Origin of the sequence: Streptomyces rishiriensis (genome assembly GCF_003112535.1) — a bacterium.
GTDB lineage: Bacteria > Actinomycetota > Actinomycetes > Streptomycetales > Streptomycetaceae > Streptomyces > Streptomyces rishiriensis.
Genome location: NZ_BEWA01000033.1, coordinates 1 through 16,959, shown reverse-complemented (window position 1 = coordinate 16,959; position 16,959 = coordinate 1). Strand labels below are relative to the sequence as shown.

General features: G+C 72.3%; 17 protein-coding genes and 1 pseudogene. 10 read left to right on the top strand and 8 right to left on the bottom strand.

What is annotated here, in order from left to right; genetic code table 11:
* The first annotated feature begins 3 nt into the window (after positions 1–3).
* Together Sri02f_RS38650 and Sri02f_RS38645 are read left to right on the top strand one after the other, a co-directional pair.
* Positions 4–1,266, top strand: coding sequence for a VWA domain-containing protein (locus tag Sri02f_RS38650; protein WP_109005978.1), 1,263 nt, complete (start codon positions 4–6; stop codon positions 1,264–1,266).
* Entirely contained in the window at positions 1,266–2,111 is an 846-nt protein-coding gene (locus Sri02f_RS38645; protein WP_109005977.1) for a hypothetical protein, read from the top strand. Before Sri02f_RS38650 ends, Sri02f_RS38645 begins: the two co-directional genes overlap by 1 nt.
* Positions 2,112–2,278: 167 nt before the next feature.
* Here the strand turns inward: Sri02f_RS38645 and Sri02f_RS38640 are convergent, their stop codons facing one another.
* A complete protein-coding gene (locus Sri02f_RS38640; protein ID WP_109005976.1) occupies positions 2,279–2,905 on the bottom strand; it encodes a winged helix-turn-helix transcriptional regulator in 627 nt (208 codons plus the stop codon).
* Between the two features lie 86 nt (positions 2,906–2,991).
* On the opposite strand from Sri02f_RS38640, the gene Sri02f_RS38635 reads away from it, so the two are divergent.
* Genes Sri02f_RS38635 through Sri02f_RS38620 form a run of 4 tightly spaced genes read left to right on the top strand, consistent with a single transcriptional unit; the run spans position 2,992 to position 6,005 of the window.
* The gene (locus Sri02f_RS38635; protein ID WP_109005975.1) at positions 2,992–4,200 is read left to right on the top strand and encodes a pyridoxal phosphate-dependent aminotransferase; all 1,209 of its coding nucleotides are present in this window, start codon (positions 2,992–2,994) and stop codon (positions 4,198–4,200) included.
* Between the two features lie 28 nt (positions 4,201–4,228).
* The gene (locus Sri02f_RS38630) at positions 4,229–4,828 is read left to right on the top strand and encodes a histidine phosphatase family protein (protein ID WP_109005974.1); all 600 of its coding nucleotides are present in this window, start codon (positions 4,229–4,231) and stop codon (positions 4,826–4,828) included.
* A gap of 48 nt (positions 4,829–4,876) precedes the next feature.
* Positions 4,877–5,524, top strand: coding sequence for a hypothetical protein (locus Sri02f_RS38625; protein WP_109005973.1), 648 nt, complete (start codon positions 4,877–4,879; stop codon positions 5,522–5,524).
* A gap of 58 nt (positions 5,525–5,582) precedes the next feature.
* Positions 5,583–6,005 carry an acyl-CoA thioesterase gene (locus Sri02f_RS38620; RefSeq protein WP_109005972.1) on the top strand — a complete coding sequence of 141 codons (423 nt, stop codon included), beginning with the start codon at positions 5,583–5,585 and terminating at the stop codon, positions 6,003–6,005.
* A gap of 187 nt (positions 6,006–6,192) precedes the next feature.
* Here Sri02f_RS38620 and Sri02f_RS38615 read toward each other — a convergent pair whose 3' ends face one another.
* The 6 genes from Sri02f_RS38615 to Sri02f_RS38590 form a co-directional block, all read right to left on the bottom strand.
* Entirely contained in the window at positions 6,193–7,572 is a 1,380-nt protein-coding gene (locus tag Sri02f_RS38615) for an 8-oxoguanine deaminase (protein ID WP_109005971.1), read from the bottom strand.
* Positions 7,573–7,742: 170 nt separating this feature from the next.
* Positions 7,743–8,672 carry a factor-independent urate hydroxylase gene (gene pucL / locus Sri02f_RS38610; RefSeq protein WP_109005970.1) on the bottom strand — a complete coding sequence of 310 codons (930 nt, stop codon included), beginning with the start codon at positions 8,670–8,672 and terminating at the stop codon, positions 7,743–7,745.
* 7 nt (positions 8,673–8,679) lie between these two features.
* Positions 8,680–9,087 carry a hydroxyisourate hydrolase gene (uraH, locus tag Sri02f_RS38605; RefSeq protein WP_109005969.1) on the bottom strand — a complete coding sequence of 136 codons (408 nt, stop codon included), beginning with the start codon at positions 9,085–9,087 and terminating at the stop codon, positions 8,680–8,682.
* Positions 9,084–9,605 (bottom strand): 2-oxo-4-hydroxy-4-carboxy-5-ureidoimidazoline decarboxylase, encoded by a 522-nt coding sequence (uraD, locus tag Sri02f_RS38600; protein ID WP_109005968.1) that lies wholly within the window; start codon positions 9,603–9,605, stop codon positions 9,084–9,086. The genes uraH and uraD overlap by 4 nt, the downstream gene beginning before the upstream one ends.
* Before the next feature lie 170 nt (positions 9,606–9,775).
* A complete protein-coding gene (locus Sri02f_RS38595) occupies positions 9,776–10,144 on the bottom strand; it encodes a helix-turn-helix domain-containing protein (RefSeq protein WP_167467700.1) in 369 nt (122 codons plus the stop codon).
* Entirely contained in the window at positions 10,141–10,389 is a 249-nt protein-coding gene (locus Sri02f_RS38590) for a hypothetical protein (RefSeq protein WP_109005967.1), read from the bottom strand. The genes Sri02f_RS38595 and Sri02f_RS38590 overlap by 4 nt, the downstream gene beginning before the upstream one ends.
* 237 nt (positions 10,390–10,626) lie before the next feature.
* Between Sri02f_RS38590 and Sri02f_RS38585 the strand changes: the two genes are divergently transcribed.
* From Sri02f_RS38585 to Sri02f_RS38570, 3 genes are all read left to right on the top strand, one after another.
* Positions 10,627–11,490 carry a TIM barrel protein gene (locus Sri02f_RS38585; RefSeq protein ID WP_109005966.1) on the top strand — a complete coding sequence of 288 codons (864 nt, stop codon included), beginning with the start codon at positions 10,627–10,629 and terminating at the stop codon, positions 11,488–11,490.
* Positions 11,491–11,546: 56 nt separating this feature from the next.
* Positions 11,547–12,437: a 2-hydroxy-3-oxopropionate reductase gene (locus Sri02f_RS38580; protein WP_109005965.1), complete on the top strand. Its 891-nt coding sequence runs from the start codon at positions 11,547–11,549 to the stop codon at positions 12,435–12,437.
* An 887-nt stretch (positions 12,438–13,324) separates the two neighbouring features.
* Positions 13,325–13,591, top strand: a complete 267-nt coding sequence (locus Sri02f_RS38570; protein ID WP_109005963.1) for a hypothetical protein — start codon at positions 13,325–13,327, stop codon at positions 13,589–13,591.
* A 327-nt stretch (positions 13,592–13,918) separates the two neighbouring features.
* On the opposite strand, the gene gcl is transcribed toward Sri02f_RS38570, so the two are convergent.
* Positions 13,919–15,703: a glyoxylate carboligase gene (gene gcl / locus Sri02f_RS38565; RefSeq protein WP_109005962.1), complete on the bottom strand. Its 1,785-nt coding sequence runs from the start codon at positions 15,701–15,703 to the stop codon at positions 13,919–13,921.
* 212 nt (positions 15,704–15,915) lie between these two features.
* Here gcl and Sri02f_RS38560 point away from each other — a divergent pair.
* Positions 15,916–16,791, top strand: a pseudogene (locus Sri02f_RS38560) (hypothetical protein); the annotation flags it as partial.
* Between the last annotated feature and the right edge of the window lie 168 nt (positions 16,792–16,959).

Below are 16,959 nucleotides of genomic sequence, written 5' to 3'. Positions count from 1 at the left end.
CCGATGATCAGAACACAACGGCTGGCGGCGGGCGTCTGCGCCCTGCTCGCCGCGCTCACGGCCGGGCTCGCGTTCCCGGCCGGGGCGGTCGCCGACGAGACCACCGCCGCCGCGCCCAAGGTCGACCTGGTCCTCGACGTCAGCGGTTCCATGCGGACGAAGGACATGGACGGCGGGACGCGGATGGCCGCGGCCAAGCAGGCGTTCGACGAGGTGCTGGACGCGGCCCCGGAGAACGTCCTGCTCGGCATCCGCACCCTGGGAGCCGGCTACCCGGGCGACGACCGCAAGACGGGCTGCAAGGACACCGCGCAGCTCTACCCGGTCGGCCCGCTGGACCGCACCGAGGCCAAGACGGCGGTGGCCACCCTGTCCCCCACCGGCTGGACGCCGATCGGCCCCGCGCTGCTGAAGGCGGCCGGCGACCTCGACGGCGGCACCGGCTCCAAGCGGATCGTGCTGATCAGCGACGGCGAGGACACCTGCGCTCCGCTCGACCCGTGCGAGGTGGCCCGCGAGATCGCGGCCAAGGGCATCGGCCTGACCATCGACACCCTGGGCCTGGTGCCCAACGTCACGATGCGCCGCCAGCTCAGCTGTATCGCCGAGGCGACCGGCGGCACCTACACCTCGGTGGAGCACACCGACCAACTCACCGACCGGGTCAACCAGTTGGTGGACCGGGCCGCGGACCCGGTGGTCACGCCGGTGGCCACCGAGGGCGCGGCCTCCTGCGCCGCCGCGCCCACGCTGAAGTCGGGTCTGTACACCGACCGCGAGGAGTTCGGCCGACAGCGCTGGTACCGGGTGGACGTCGAGCCGGGCCAGGAGCTGCGCGCCTCGGTGAGCGTGGCCGCGGACCGGGCCGTGAACCCCGACTACGGGGTGCTGCTGCGGGCGGTCACGACGCACGGCCGGGAGATCGTGCGCGGTGAGGCGGCCGGCAACGGACGGACCGACGTCGTCTCGACCGGTCTGCGCTACCCGAAGGCGGACGCCGACGACGACGAGGCTCCCGCGGAGACGGTGTGCGTGCAGGTGACCAACTCCTACTCGGCGGCCGCCGGCGTGAAGACCACGCCGGGCCTGCCGCTGGAGCTGACCGTGGACGTGGTCGACGGCCCCTCGCAGGCGAGCGACGTGGCCTCCTTCGGTCTCGGACGCGGTTGGTGGCTGCTGGGCGCGCTGGTGCTGTTCGGCTTCCTGGCGGGTGTGCTGTGGGGCTGGCTGTCACGCTGGCGTGTCGCGGTCTGGAGGACCAACTGATGAGCATCACGCGCGTGTTGAGCGGCGCCCTGCCGGCGCTCGGACTGGCGGTCGGCCTGGCCCTCGGCCCGGCGGTCGCGCCGGCCGCGGCCGACTCCTCCCCCTCCGCGAGCCCTTCGGGCGACGGCTCCGCGCCCACCGAGGCCGGCACGTCGTTCCGTACGGCGACGGAGATCGACCAGGGGCAGACGGCCACGGCGAGCGGCTCCGCGGGCGACTACCTGTACTGGTCGTTCCCGGCCGACTCGGGCCGGCGCCCCACCGTGAAGGCCACGGTGAAGCTGCCGAAGTCCCACACCTCGCAGACCTGGCAGGTCGACGTGTACGACGGTCTGCGGCGCCGTCAGGCCTGCCAGTACGGCGCTCAGACGCGCACCGCCGCGGCGGGCGCGGCCTCCGTCGAGCTGGCCTGCGTGCTGCGCACGGTGCGCGCCTGGTCGGAGCCGTGGGCGAACGATCCGCTGCCGGGCACGTACTACGTCCGCCTGACGGCCCTCGGCCTCACCGCGGCCGACCTGGGCCTGCCGATCGGCGCCGAGCTGCGGGTGGACTCCAAGGACGTCGGCGGATCCGCGGCCGTGGACGGTTCGCTGGCTCAGCCGCTGGTGCCCGGCATAGCGGTCCGGTCGAAGACCGGCCAGGACGCGAAGGACGAGAAGGACGGCTCGTCGGGCCCGGCCGTGCTGTCGAGCATCGAGCCCGACGACGGCTGGTCGTCCGGCTGGTGGTCCGACCGCTGGGTGTGGACCGCGATCGGCGCCGTTCTGGCCGCCCTCGCCGGCATCGGCGGATACACGCTGACGCGCGGATCGGGGCGGCCGCGGCAGGTGCCACCGGGCGCCTGACACCAACTGACGCCGCGTCACTATCCCTGCGGGGAAACGCCGAAGGGCTCGCCACACCGTCGTGGCGGGCCCTTCGCCGCACCCTGCACGGCTCCCGACTCCCGGCTCCCGACTCGCGGCACCCGACCCCCGACGCCCGTTGCGCGGCCCCGCCTCACGTCCCGCCCTCAGGCCTCCCGCAGCTCCTTGGCCAGAGGGCCGTCGCCGCTCACCGCGATCCGCCCGGAGCGCACCGCGTCGAGCACCGTCAACTCCCCCTGCGCGACGGCGGTGCAGGTCTCCGTGTCGAGGTCGAGCCGTGCGTCCGGCTCCACGGGCGCGGGCCCGTAGCCGTACAGCGGGCCGTCCTGCGCTCCGACGAAGAGATGGAAGTCGCCCTCGTCGAGGCGCACTTCGACGACGCCCTCGCCGTTCAGCCCGCGCGCCAGGGGCAGCGCGAACCAGTGCGCACGCAGCGCGTCGGTGGGCCGCCGCTCGCCGAGCTCGCCCTCGCCCCACGCCCCCAGCGCCTGCAGCACGGGCAGCAACCGCCCTCCGCGCCGGGTCAGTTCGTACACGTAGGCCGCGCCCGGCGGGGGCAGCCGGCGCCTGGTGGCCAGCCCGTCGCGCTCCATGTCCTTCAGCCGCGAGGCGAGGACGTCCGTGCTCACGCCCGGCAGGTCGGCGTGCAGATCGGTGTAGCGGCGCGGGCCGGCGAGCAGCTCCCGGACGATCAGCAGGGTCCAGCGGTCGCCCACGACGTCGAGGGCGCGGGCGGCGGAACAGTACTGGTCGTAGCTTCGGCGAGGTGACATGGCACGCAGTCTAGACATGTCGTTGGACTTTCCAAGCTGGAACTTGGTAAAACCAAGCAACACATCAACCGGAGGGGCGAGCGCGCATGGAGTTCCGGCAGTCCAACAAGCTGAGCGAGGTCTGTTACGAGATCCGCGGCCCGGTGATCGAGCACGCCGACGCGCTGGAGGCGGCGGGCCACAGCGTCCTGCGCCTGAACACCGGCAACCCCGCGCTGTTCGGCTTCGAGGCGCCGGAGGAGATCCTCCAGGACATGATCCGGATGCTGCCCCAGGCGCACGGCTACACCGACTCGCGCGGCGTCCTGTCGGCCCGCCGTGCGGTGGCGGGGCGCTACCAGACGCTGGGCCTGGAGGTCGGCGTCGACGACGTCTTCCTCGGCAACGGCATCTCCGAGCTGATCTCGATGGCCGTGCAGGCGCTGGTCGAGGACGGCGACGAGATCCTCATCCCGGCCCCCGACTTCCCCCTCTGGACGGCCGTCACGACACTCGCCGGCGGCAAGGCGGTCCACTACCTCTGCGACGAGCAGGCCGACTGGTACCCGGACCTGGACGACATGGCGTCCAAGATCACCGACCGCACCAAGGCCGTGGTCATCATCAACCCGAACAACCCCACCGGCGCGGTCTACCCGAAGGAGATCATCGAGGGCATCCTCGACCTCGCCCGCCGGCACGGCCTGATGGTCTTCGCCGACGAGATCTACGACCGGATCCTGTACGACGACGCCGTGCACCACTCGGTCGCCGCGCTCGCCCCCGACCTGGTCGTCCTGACCTTCTGCGGTCTGTCGAAGACCTACCGGGTGGCCGGCTTCAGGTCGGGCTGGCTGGTGGTCACCGGCCCGAAACAGCACGCCAGGAATTACCTGGAGGGCCTGACCATGCTGGCGTCCATGAGGCTCTGCGCCAACGCGCCGGCCCAGTACGCCATCCAGGCCGCGCTCAGCGGCCGCCAGTCCATCCACGAGCTGACCGCGCCCGGCGGCCGCCTGCACGAGCAGCGCACCGTGGCCTGGGAGAAGCTCAACGAGATCCCCGGCGTGTCCTGCGTGAAGCCGAAGGGCTCGCTGTACGCGTTCCCCCGCCTGGACCCCAAGGTCCACAAGATCCACGACGACGAGAAGTTCGTCCTGGACCTGCTGCTGCGGGAGAAGATCCAGGTCGTCCAGGGCACCGGCTTCAACTGGCCGGCCCCCGACCACTTCCGCATCCTGACGCTCCCGCACGCGGACGACCTGGAGGCGGCGATCGGGCGGATCGGCCGGTTCCTCAGCGGGTACCGGCAGTAGCGGCCGCCGGCTGTGCCAGCCTGTGCCCATGGGTGATCTCTTCCTCGTCCGGCACGGCGAGACCTCCTGGTCGCGTTCCGGACGGCACACCGGATCGACGGACGTTCCGCTGACCGACCGCGGCCGCGCGCAGGCGCGCGCGCTGACGCCGCTGATCCGCTCGCACCGGATCGGGGCCGCGCTCGTCAGCCCGCTGCAGCGCGCGCGGGAGACGGCGGAGCTGATCGGGCTGCACGAATTCCGGCTCGACGCGGACCTGCGCGAGTGGGACTACGGCGGCTACGAGGGCGTCACGACCGCCGAGATCCAGCGCACCAGGCCCACGTGGTTCCTGTTCACGGACGGGGTGACATCCGGGCCGCCCGAGCACCCCGGAGAGACGCCCGAGCAGGTCGGGGAACGGGCCGACCGGGTGCTGGCCAGGGCCGACGCGGCGCTCGCCGACAACGAGGGATGCGTGGTGCTGGTGGCGCACGGGCACTTCCTGCGGGTGCTCACCGCTCGCCGGCTCGGGCTGCCCCCGTCGGCGGGGGCGCTGTTCCAGCTGGCGACGGGGACGCTGTGCCGGCTGGGCACGGAGCACGGGCGGCCGGTGATCGCCGCCTGGAATGTCAGACCCCCGACGTAGCCTCGGACGCACCGGGGCACGTGGCCCGACGCCGGGAGGGAGCACGCCGTGACACGACCGCCGACCGCCGCGCAGCGGCGGGTGATCGACGCCGCCGATCCGGTCTCCGGGCGGCTGAGGGGCACACAGGCGCAGCTCGCGGCCCTGGTCCGGCACGGACTGGCGTTCCGGCACCCCCGGCCGCCGCACGACTGCTTCCTGACTTCGGCGGGCCACCGCGTACGGGAGGCCGCGCCCGAGCCGCCGGCCGGCCCGCCTCGGGCCGAGGCCCCCACGGGGGACGCGGACAGCGGCGTGTTCGCCGCGCGCGTCGGCGGCGAGGAGGACGCCGGGGCGGCGGGCCCCGCCCGGCTCCGCGAGGTGCACAGCGCCTGGCAGGGACTGCTGGAGCTGCGCCGCATGACCAACCCGGGCGGGGAGACGGACCGGCCCTGCGGCTGGGAGCGCGCGCATCTCGTGCGGGCCGCCGCCCTCGCCCTGGAGGCGGCCGGCCACCGCCCCGCCGGGCATGAGGGGACCGACGGCTACCGGGTGCGGGCGACCCCGCAGCCCGAGGCGGTCGCCGTGCACGGGCCGGACGACACGACACTGCGGGCCTGCGCGGCGACACTGGAGAAGGCGGGCTGGCAGGCCGGCGAGCACACCGAGCCCCGCACGAGAGCGCGCTATCTGCTGGCATCCCCCCGCCGGACCTGAGGGACGTGCCAGGATCGATGCCCTGAGCATCGATGCTCGTCGAGGAGAAGAGGAGACCGTGAGCGATCCGTTTTCCGTCCGGGTCACCGTCCGCGGATACGAGACCGACGTACAGGGACACCTCAACCAGAGCGTGTACCTCAACTACGCGGAGCACGCTCGCTGGTCGCTTCTGCAGGCGGCGGGCATCACCCAGGCCGGCCTGATCGGCAGGGGCGTGGGCCCGGTCGCCCTGGAGACCACCATCCGCTACCGGCGCGAACTCCTCGCCGGGGACGAGGTCGACGTGTCGTGCGTCTTCGAGTGGGGCGGCGGCAAGACGTTCCGCATCGAGCAGACCGTCACCAGGGCGGACGGCACGGTCGCCGCGGAAATCACCGCCGTCGGGGGCCTGTTGGACCTGACGGCCCGCCGCATGGTGGCCAACCCGCAGGAAGTCTTCAAGGAACTCGCCACGGACCCGGGCCTGTTCGGTCTCTGACCTTCCTCGGGCGCGGGCCCGTTCGGATGCCGGGAGCGCCAGGGAGCTGCGAGCATCCGGGCCCATGGCCGTTCTCCACGTCTGCGTCGGCGTGGACGCATTCCGGAGCCGGGGCGCGCGGTGACGCGCGCCCCGGTCACGGCGTCCGGGCCAGGGCCGTCCCCCTGGCCCGGAGTCGAGGGGCCGCTCAGCCCTGCGCGGCGATGCGCGCCAGCCGCTGCGCCTGTACGCGGGTCGAGCGGGCGACGGCGTCCTCGTCGACGTGCAACAGCCGTCCGTGCTCGACGATCTGACGGCCGTTCACGAAGGAGGCGGTGACGGGGGCGGCCGCGCCGAAGACCAGCGCGGTCACCGGGTCCGCGATGGAGGCGTGGGCGAGGGTGTCCATCCTCCACAGCACCAGGTCGGCCAGCTTGCCCGGCTCCAGGGAGCCGGTCTCGCGGGCCCGGCCGAGGACCTGGGCCCCGCCGAAGGTGCCCAGGCGCAGTGCCTGACGGGCGTTCAGGGCGGCTTCCCGGTGGGCGCCGAGGCGGTTGATGAGCAGCGCGTTGCGCAGCTCGGTGTGGAGTTCTCCGGACTCGTTGGACGCCGTCCCGTCGACGCCGAGGCCGACCGGGACGCCGGCCGCCAGCATGTCGGGGACCCGGGCGATCCCGGCGGCCAGCCGGGCGTTGGACGACGGGCAGTGGGCGACGCCCGTCCTGGTGCGGGCGAAGGCGTCGATGTCGGAGTCGTTCATGTGGACGCAGTGCGCCATCCACACGTCCTCGCCGAGCCAGCCGGTGGACTCGAAGTAGTCGGTCGGGCCCATGCCGAACAGCTCGTGGCAGAACTTCTCCTCCTCGACCGTCTCCGAGCCGTGCGTGTGCAGCCGCACGCCGAGACGGCGGGCCAGCTCGGCTCCCTGGCGCAGGAGTTCGGTGGAGACCGAGAACGGAGAGCAGGGGGCGACGGCGACCTGGGTCATCGCGTCGAAGGAGGCGTCGTGATGCCGGTGCACGGTCTCCTCGGTGGCGGCGAGGGCGCCGTCGAGCGTCTCGACCGCGAAGTCCGGGGGCAGACCGCCGTCCTTCTCGCCGCGGTCCATGGAACCGCGGGCGAGGGTGAAGCGCACACCCATGTCGCGGGCCGCGCCGATGATCGCGCCGGACAGGTCGCCGGAGCCCCGGGGGAAGACGTAGTGGTGGTCCATGGCGGTGGTGACGCCGCCACGGGCCATCATCGCCAGGGAGCCCTCGGCGGCCGCGCGGACCATCTCCTCGTCGATGCGCGCCCAGGTGGGGTAGAGGGCGACGAGCCAGTCGAAGAGATTGTGGTCGGTGGCCAGGCCCCGGGTGATCCACTGGTAGAAGTGGTGGTGGGTGTTGACCAGGCCCGGGGTGACCAGGTGCCCGGTGGCGTCGATGCGGCGCTCGACGTTCTCCAGGCCCTGGGGGGCCGGGCCCGCGCCGAGCGACTCGACGCGGTTGCCGGCGAGGACGACATGTCCGTTCGCGTGCTCGGTGTCCCGGGCGTCGACGGTCGCGATCGCACAGTTCTCGATGACGATGCGCCGGTCTGCTGCCATGGTTTCGTCCTTTTTCCTCGGTGGACCCTCGGTGGACCCGGATGGAGCGGGCACGGCAGGACCCTGGAGGATGTGAGTGCCGCGGCCGGGGTGTCGAGTGCCGCGGCCGAGGCCCCGGCCCCCGGCCGCGGGTGCCGAAGGAGAGATGGGTGGGGGGTGCGGAGGGGGCGTCAGAGGTTGGTGAGGTCCACCGGTATCCGTGCCTGGCAGCCGTCCCGCAGGACGGTGCCCTCGATCAGGCCGTACGGCCGGTCGGCGGCGAAGTACACGCCTCCGTCGGCGGTGTCGTTCTCCAGCCCGAACGGCTTCAGGTCGACCAGGAAGTGGTGCTTGTTGGGGAGCGAGAAGCGCACCTCGTCGATCTCGTCGCGGTGTTCGACGATCCGCGCGCCCATCGCGTAGAGGGTCTGCTGCAGGGAGAGCGAGTACGTCTCGGCGAAGGCCAGCAGCAGGTGCTTCTTCACCTGGGCGTACGACTCGTCCCAGTCCGGCATCTCCTGGGCGTCGTCGCACCAGTGGTAGCGCCAGCGGGCGGCCACCTCGGTCGCCAGGATCCGGTCGTGCGCCTCGGGCAGCGTCGTGTACGCGTCCTTGACGAAGCCCCAGAACTCCGAGTTCGTCGAGTTCATGACGGTGAGGTCCTTGAGTCCGGAGACGACCTCCCAGGACGAGCCGTCGTAAGCGACCTGGGTCAGACGGGTCTCCTGGCCCCGGCGGACGAAGGAGTGCTCGTCCGCGCCGGGCGTCTCGATCCGCTCCCAGGAGTACTCCTCGACACGGATCCGCGCGGTCCTGATGGGGTCCTGCGAGGTCACGAAGTGCCGCGCCAGATGGATCCCGAACTGCTCGGCGGACTCGATGCCGTGCTCCTTGGCGAACGCGTACACCGTGTTCTTGGTGGTGTCGGTCGGCAGGACGTTGGCGTTGGAGCCGGAGTAGTGGACCTCGTCCATGTCGCCGCTCAGCGCGACGGACACGTTGAGGTCCTTGATGTGGTGGGTGGCGCCGTCCCGCGTGATCCTGACGACCCGGTTCTCGGCCTTGCCGTACTGGTTCTGTCCCAGCATCACAGGGCGGGCGGGGCGTGACGTGTCGGTCATGTGTCTGCTAACTCCCTCGGTATACGGAGTAGCCGAACGGGTTGAGCAGCAGCGGTACGTGGTAGTGCTCGCCCGGCACGACGGCGAACGTGATCGCCACCTCCGGGAAGAACACCCCGGCGGCACCGCTGTCCCGATTCGCGGGGGCGTCCTGCTGCGCATCGGCTCGCTTGTTCTCACAGTGCTCGAAATACGCCTCCACGGCGAAGTCGAGCCGTACATGGGTGGTCCCCTCCGGCAGCGCCGGCAGGTCCTTGCACCGGCCGTCCGCGTCGGTCGCGGAGCCGCCGAGCGCCTGCCAGTCCGCCTCCCGGCCGCCACGGGCCGCGAGCCGGACGGCAACGCCCCCGGCGGGACGGCCGGCGGAGGTGTCCAGGATGTGCGTGGACACCGATGCGGTGGTGCTGGTGCTCATGGGGTGTCTCGGTCCTCTTCGACGAGTCGGGCGAGGCGGATACGGTTGATCTTGCCCAGTTCGGCGCGGACGATCTCGCGCTCCTGCTCCGGCGCATTGCCGATCCGTTCTCTGACCGCGTCGTGCATCTGCTCGCCGGTGCGGCCGGTGGCGCAGATCAGGAACACATGGCCGAACTTCTCCTGGTAGGCCAGGTTCAGTTCGAGCATCTCCGCCCTGAGCCGCCCGGAGGCGCCGGCCATGCCGCGCTGCTCGCGCGCCGAGGTCGGGTCGCCGGGTTTCGGGCGGCCGATCGGCGGATGTCCGGCCATCGCCTCCGCCAGGTCGGCTTCGGTCAGTTCGGCCATGGCCGCGTCGCTGACCTCGTACAGGTCGTCGGCGGTGGCGTAGGGGCGGGCCGCGAGCAGTCGGTTCGCCCACGCCGTGGCGGCGCACGCCTCGTGGAGCGCGGCGCGGGCCGCGGACTCCTCGAGTGCGTTGAACCGGGCCAGGCCCGGGAGCGGGGAAGTCGAAGTCACGGGAGCCTCCGTGGCCGCGGAGAACGGCCTTCGTGCGTGAGCGGGCTGCGGCCAGCTAACTCCCCTGCGCGACACCACGTCAACACTTTGTTGAAAATTCTCGACGCGAGAGCTCCCGCGCATGCCTGCGCGCAACTTCCTCTCTCACCCCGCCGGTACCCACAGGCGCGTCAGGCGCCCTTCTCCCGGTTGAGGTAGTTGTAGACCGTGAAGCGGCTGACCCCGAGCGCGCTCGCCACGGTCTCCACACCGTGCCGCACGGAGAAGGCGCCACGCGCCTCGAGTATCCGCACGACCTCCTGCTTCTCCTTGCGGTCCAGGTCGGCCAGGGGTCTGCCCTTCCTGCGCTCCATCGCGGCCAGGATGTGGTCGAGGGAGTCGGCGAGCTGCGGCAGACGCACGGCGACGGACTCCACCCCCTCCCAGCTCAGGACGACGTCCTCGGCGCCGGCCTCGTCCGGCGGGAGCATCTCGGCGCCCATCGCGTCGACCAGCGGCTTCACGGCCGCGATGAAAGCCGCGTCGCCGCCGGTGCTCACTGCCCCTCCCCGAGGACGTTGACCTGGAGCGAGATACGGGTGGCGCCCGCTCCGAGGGACTCGCGCAGCAGGGCGTCCACCGCGGCGAGCACCGCGTCGGCGGCGCCCTCGACGGTGTTGCCGAAGGGCCCGACGTCCACCGCGTCCAGGTCGGCCCGCTCGATCACCTCACGGGCGACCAGCGCGTGCGCGGGCGCCTCGTCGAGATCGAAGGGCTCGGTGGTGAACTCCACTTTCAGTCGCATCGCGCCCCACACCTTCCAGAACGGGTCCCGGCCGTCGACGCCCGGACCCCGACCTTAACGGACCGGGCGGACGATCACGCGGGAGTCCGGATTCCCCCTCGGCCGGCCGAGTCCGGCCCGGGGCGCACGGGCAGCGGACCCCCTTGACAAGCCCCGATCCACGACGACAATCTTCCAATAAGCAGAAACTAACTTCCACATTACGGAATATCTCGCCACGGAAGGGAGCGCGGGCCCATGGGCTTCGAAGACCAGCGCTTCAACGTCAACCTGTCGATCCTCTTCACGGAACTCCCGCTCCTGGAACGTCCCGCGGCCGCCGCCGCGGCCGGTTTCGACGCGGTCGAGCTGTGGTGGCCCTGGACCGACTCCCCCACCCCCGAGCAGTCCGAGCTCGACGCCCTGAAGCGGGCCATCGACGACGCGGGCGTCCAGCTCACCGGCCTCAACTTCTACGCGGGCCGCCTCCCGGGCCCGGACCGCGGCGCCCTGTCGGTGCCGGGCGAGGAGTCGCAGCGGTTCCGCGCCAACGTCGACGTGGCCGCGGGCTTCGCGCAGTCCGTGGGCTGCCGGGCGCTCAACGCCCTGTACGGCAACCGCGTCGAGGGCGTGGACCCCGCCGAGCAGGACGCGCTCGCGCTGGAGAACCTGGTCCTCGCGGCCCGCGCCGCCGACCGGATCGGCGCGACCCTGCTCGTCGAGGCGCTGAACCGGCCCGAGTCACCGCTGTATCCGCTGGTGAGCGCGGCCGCCGCGGTCGGGATCGCCGACAAGGTCAACGAGGCGACCGGGCTCGGCAACGCGCGGTTCCTCATGGACCTCTACCACCTGTCCATGAACGGCGAGGACCTCCCGTCGGCGATCGAGCGCCACGCCGCGAAGACCGGCCATGTGCAGATCGCCGACAACCCGGGCCGCGGCGCCCCGGGCACGGGCACGCTCCCGCTGGAGGACCTGCTCGACCGGCTGACCGAGGCGGGTTACGACGGCTGGGTCGGCCTGGAGTACAAGCCTGGCGACCGACCGGGCTCCGAGGCCTTCGCGTGGCTGCCCCGCGAAGCCCGCGCCGCCCGAGCCGCCCGTGAACCGCGCCGCCGCTGAAGCCCGCCGTCCGTGCAGCCCGCCGAACACACCCCCGCACCGAGAGGCATCCCGTCATGAGCAGTCTTCCCAAGGTCGCCTGGATAGGCCTCGGCATCATGGGCTCCCCCATGTCCGAGAACCTGATCAAGGCGGGCTACGACGTCACCGGCTTCACCCTGGAACAGGACAAGCTGGACCGCCTCGCCGCCGCCGGCGGCACCGCGGCCGCCTCGATCGCGGACGCCGTGCGGGACGCCGACGTCGTGATCACCATGGTGCCCGCCTCCCCACAGGTCGAGGCGATCGCCTACGGCCCGGACGGCGTCCTCGAGAACGCGCGGCCGGGCGCGCTGCTGATCGACATGTCCTCGATCACTCCGCAGACCTCGGTCGAGCTGGCGAAGGCCGCCGCGGACAAGGGCATCCGGGTGCTCGACGCCCCGGTGTCGGGCGGTGAGGCCGGCGCGATCGAGGCCGTGCTGTCCATCATGGTCGGCGGCGACCAGGCGGACTTCGACCGCGCCGAGCCGATCTTCGACGCGCTCGGCAGGACCGTCGTCCTGTGCGGCCCGCACGGTTCGGGGCAGACCGTGAAGGCCGCCAACCAGCTGATCGTCGCCGTGAACATCCAGGCGTGCGCCGAGGCAGTGGTCTTCCTGGAGAAGTCGGGCGTCGACCTGAAGGCCGCGCTGGACGTCCTGAACGGCGGGCTCGCCGGCTCCACCGTGCTGACCCGCAAGAAGGACAACTTCCTCGCCCGTGACTTCAAGCCCGGTTTCCGGATCGACCTGCACCACAAGGACATGGGGATCGTCACGGACGCCGCCCGCAGCGTCGGCGCGGCCCTGCCCGTCGGCGCGGTGGTCGCCCAGCTCGTCGCGAGTCTGCGCGCGCAGGGCGACGGCGGCCTGGACCACTCGGCGCTGCTGCGGGCCGTCGAGCGGCTCTCGGGCGCACAGCTCTGACCCCGCTCCCCCACAAGCTTCCGGGCGGCGGCGCCGCCGACATATGTCCTGTCGCGCCCAGGCGACGGCGCCGCCCGGAAACCCCCGCAGACCCACGCAACGCGAGGTCGCCGTTTCTCAAGCGGTTTCCTGCGGTTTCCCGCCCTTCCCGGCGGAGGGGTCGGTCCACGTGCTCGCGCGAGGACCGACCGAACAAGCGGCCCGCACCACGGGGACGGCCCGGATGAAGCCGGCCGATCCGAGGAGTGCGGGTCCGGTGAGGACCGCGGCGGCGTGTGAGCCAGTGCGGTGGTGAAGGACCCGGGCCGCCCTTCCCGACCAGAGGGAAGGCGTGCCCGGTTCCGTCGCACCCGCCGCGGTCCCCGCCTCACCGAGCCCCGTCCGGCGGCGCGAACGTCCTGTCGCGCCCAGCCTCGCGCCGTCGGACGGCCATACGCGTCACCGCGCTCCCCCGTCGGCCCGCCGACGGCGGGAGCCGCACGCGTTTCACGCCGGGAACGCCGGGCCACCCGCCCGGCCGGCACACCCACGGGGCCGGCCTGCGGATCCGGCCCGACGTGCGGGACCGGGCCGACGTGCGGGACCGGGCCGACGTGCGGGACCGGGCCGACGTAGGGATCGAGTCCGACGTGGGCATCGAGTCCGACGTGCGGGATCGAGTCCGACGTGCGGGACCGGGACCGACGTGCGGGACCGGGACCGACGTACGGGACCGGGACCGACGTACGGGACCGGGTCCGACGTACGGGATCAGGTCCGACGTACGGGATCAGGGCCGACGTACGGATCGAGTCCGACGTGGGCATCGAGTCCGACGTGGGCATCGAGTCCGACGTGGGAATCGGGTCCGACGTGCGGATCGGGCTCGTCCGCAGGAGGCTGGGGGCATGGGCGATCCGACGCGACCTCCGCAGACGCGACTTCCGCACATCGTGGTCCACCCCCCGGCCCTGGACGGTTCCCGCCGGGTCACGTCCGGTGACACGGTGCTCGGCCTGGCCTCGCATCTCGACGACGTCGTGGAGATCCTGCGCATGGCCGACCTGGACCGGATCGAGGTGGAGGAGAGCGACCTCATCGACTGGCAGGGCGGAGGGCCCGACGACTGGCCCGGGCTGTCCGAGGAGCACGACCGGCTCCCGGAGGAGCGGTAGCGGCACTCGGAGGAACGGCGCAGAGGCGCGCCAACCTCAAATCAACCTCTGAACGTCGTTCAGCAGGCTTCAACCGCCCCCGGGGTAGGGCACATTGTCCTCACGCGGGGCCCGCCGACACGGGGGCGGCGGGTCCCGCACCCGGGGAGGGCGACGGAACGGGGGACTCGTCGCGCGTGCGGGGCCCGCCGACACGGGGGCGGCGGGTCCCGCACCCGGGGAGGGCGACGGAACGGGGGACTCGTCGCGCGCGCACCTCCCCGGCACGGCGACACGGAAGGGGCGGCCCGAGCGGGCCGCCCCTTCCCGACGTCGGAATCTGCGTCGTCAGACCTTCAGCGTCCTGATCGACGTCGGCGCGTGTCCCGGCTCGGTGGCGAGTTCCTCGAACTCCACGACGTCGCCGATGTCGTTGGTGACGCTCATCGAGATGTTCGTGACGCGTTCCAGGATCGCCTCGACGACCACCGGCACCCGGAACTCGGCGGCGAGTTTCTTCGCCTCCTCGAAGGCCGCGCCCAGGTCGGCGGGGTCCGTCACCCGGATCGCCTTGCAGCCGAGGCCCTCGGCGACCTTGACGTGGTCGACGCCGTACACGCCCAGCTCGGGCGAGTTGATGTTCTCGAACTCCAGCTTGACCTGGAAGTCGATGTCGAACGCCCGCTGCGCCTGGCGGATCAGGCCCAGGTAGGAGTTGTTGACGAGGACGTGGACGTACGGGATCTCGTGCTGCGCCCCGACCGCCAGCTCCTCGATCATGAACTGGAAGTCGTAGTCCCCCGAGAGGGCGACGACCTGGGCCTGGGGGTCGGCCTTGGCGACGCCGAGCGCCGCCGGGATCGTCCAGCCGAGAGGCCCCGCCTGGCCGCAGTTGATCCAGTGGCGCGGCCGGTGGACGTGCAGCAGCTGGGCGCCGGCGATCTGCGAGAGGCCGATGGTGGTGACGTACCGCGTCTCCGGGCCGAATGCCTTGTTCATCTCCTCGTAGACCCGCTGCGGCTTGATCGGGACGTCGTCGAAGTGCGTACGGCGCTGGAGGGTGGCCTTCTTGTCCTGGGCGGTGGCCGCCCAGGCCGACCGGTCGGGCAGGGCGCCGGACGCCTTCGACTCCCGTGCCACCTCGACGAAGAGGCGCAGGGCGGCCTTCGCGTCCGAGGCGATCCCGTAGTCCGGGGCGAAGATCCTGCCGATCTGGGTGGGCTCGACGTCGACGTGCACGAAGGTGCGGCCGGCCGTGTAGACGTCGATACGGCCCGTGTGGCGGTTGGCCCAGCGATTGCCGATGCCGAGGACGAAGTCGGACTCCAGGAACGTCGCGTTGCCGTAGCGGTGCGATGTCTGCAGGCCCACCATGCCGGCGTTCAGCTCATGGTCGTCGGGGATCGCACCCCAGCCCATCAGGGTCGGGATGACCGGAACGCCCGTCAACTCGGCGAATTCCCGCAGGAGTTCGCAGGCGTCCGCCGAGATGACGCCGCCACCCGCGACGATCAGCGGCCGCTGCGACGCGTTCAGCATGCGGAGCGCCTTCTCGATCTGCGCGCGGGTCGCGAGCGGCCGGTGGACGGGCAGCGGTTCGTAGGTGTCCGGGTCGAACTCGATCTCGGTCTGCTGGACGTCGACCGGGAGGTCGATCAGCACCGGTCCGGGCCGGCCCGAGCGCATCAGATGGAAGGCCTGCTGGAACACTCCGGGGACCTGCGCCGCCTCCAGGACGGTGACCGCCATCTTGGTCACCGGCCGGGCGATGGAGGCGATGTCGACGGCCTGGAAGTCCTCCTTGTGGATCACGGCGGTCGGCGCCTGGCCCGTGATGCACAGGATCGGGATCGAGTCGCCGAGGGCGGAGTACAGCCCGGTGATCATGTCGGTGCCGGCGGGACCGGAGGTGCCGATGCAGACGCCGATGTTGCCCGGGTGGGTGCGGGTGTGGCCCTCGGCCATGTGCGAGGCGCCCTCGACATGGCGGGCGAGGGTGTGGTCGACGCCGCCGGAGGCCCTGAGCGCCGCGTAGAACGGGTTGATCGCCGCGCCGGGGACGCCGAACGCGCTCGTGACGCCTTCGCGCTTGAGGATCTCGACTGCCGCACGGGCAGCGGTCATACGAGCCATGGAGTACTCCTGCTTCGACTGCTTCAGCTGCTTCAGCTGTCGGATTCGCTCTCCCGGCGCGCCCCGCGGTGAGCCCTTCCTACGGTTTCCGCCCGTTTCCGCGCTTCCACGCGTTTCCGTATTGCGGAAAATACTTTCTGCTATCTGGAAGCAATGTAAGTGGGCGCGCAAAGGCCGTCAAGAGACGGACAAGCGGGGGCCGAAGGAGGACGATGGGGGCCATGCCCGAGAGCGTGCCGGTGCGCTGCCCGGCCTGTCGGCGCGAGCGCCTCTACACCGTGCCGTCCTACCCGTGTGCGTGCGGTTCGCCGGTCACGCCGGTGCTCGACCGGCGAACGGCGCCGACGGCCGTCGCGCACCGGGCGTGGGACGACGAGTGGATCGTCCTCGACTGCCGCGCCTGCGGCCGCCGCGCCCAGTGGCCGCAGCCCGAACTGGGCTGCGCCTGCGGGAGGACGCTGCGGATCCCGGTGGCCGGCCACCCCGCCGAACCCGAGTCGGAGCACGCACCCGCACCGGAGCACCCACCCGGGCCGGACCACGCGCCCCGGGCGAACCACGCACCCGAGGCGACGGCCGGACCTGAGCCGGAACCGGGTTCCGGGCGGGAAGCCGACCCCGGCACCGACCTCGTCCCCGGCACCGACCTCGACCCCGGCGCCGATCCCCGGCCCGAGCCGGGGACGGCGGCGCCCGTCCCGGCGCCGCCTCGGCGCGCCTTCCGGCCCGTGGCCATCCGTACCGCGCGGGACGCGGTGACGGCCGCGGCGCTCTACCTGCACTGGCTGGGGCACGGGGACATCCGGCGGGCCGACCAGCGGCCCACCTCCGGCATCGGCCTCGCCGCCCGTGGACTCCTGGCCCAGGTGGACCCGAGCGTGCACCCGGCCTCGCTGCGGGACGTGGAGTGCCTGTGGCTGACGGCCATGACGGAGTCCGCCGAGTGCGTGTACTTCTCCCTCGCCGGCTATGCCGACGACGCCCGCGCCCGCGCCGACCAGCTGGGTGTGCCGCTGTTCGTGCTGGACCTCGCCGGCGCCCCGCAGCCGGTCAACGCCGCGGCCGACGCCCTCGCCGCCGCCGACGCCCGCGACGGCAGGTACACCCGGGACGGCCGCGAGCTCCAGGACGTGGGGGACGCGGGGGACGCCCGGGACCCGGGAGGCACCCGGGACCCGGGAGACGGCCGGGACGCACGCGGCGCCCCGGGCGTCCACGGCCGAGGGCGACGGACGCCGCCGCGAGAACCCTAGAGG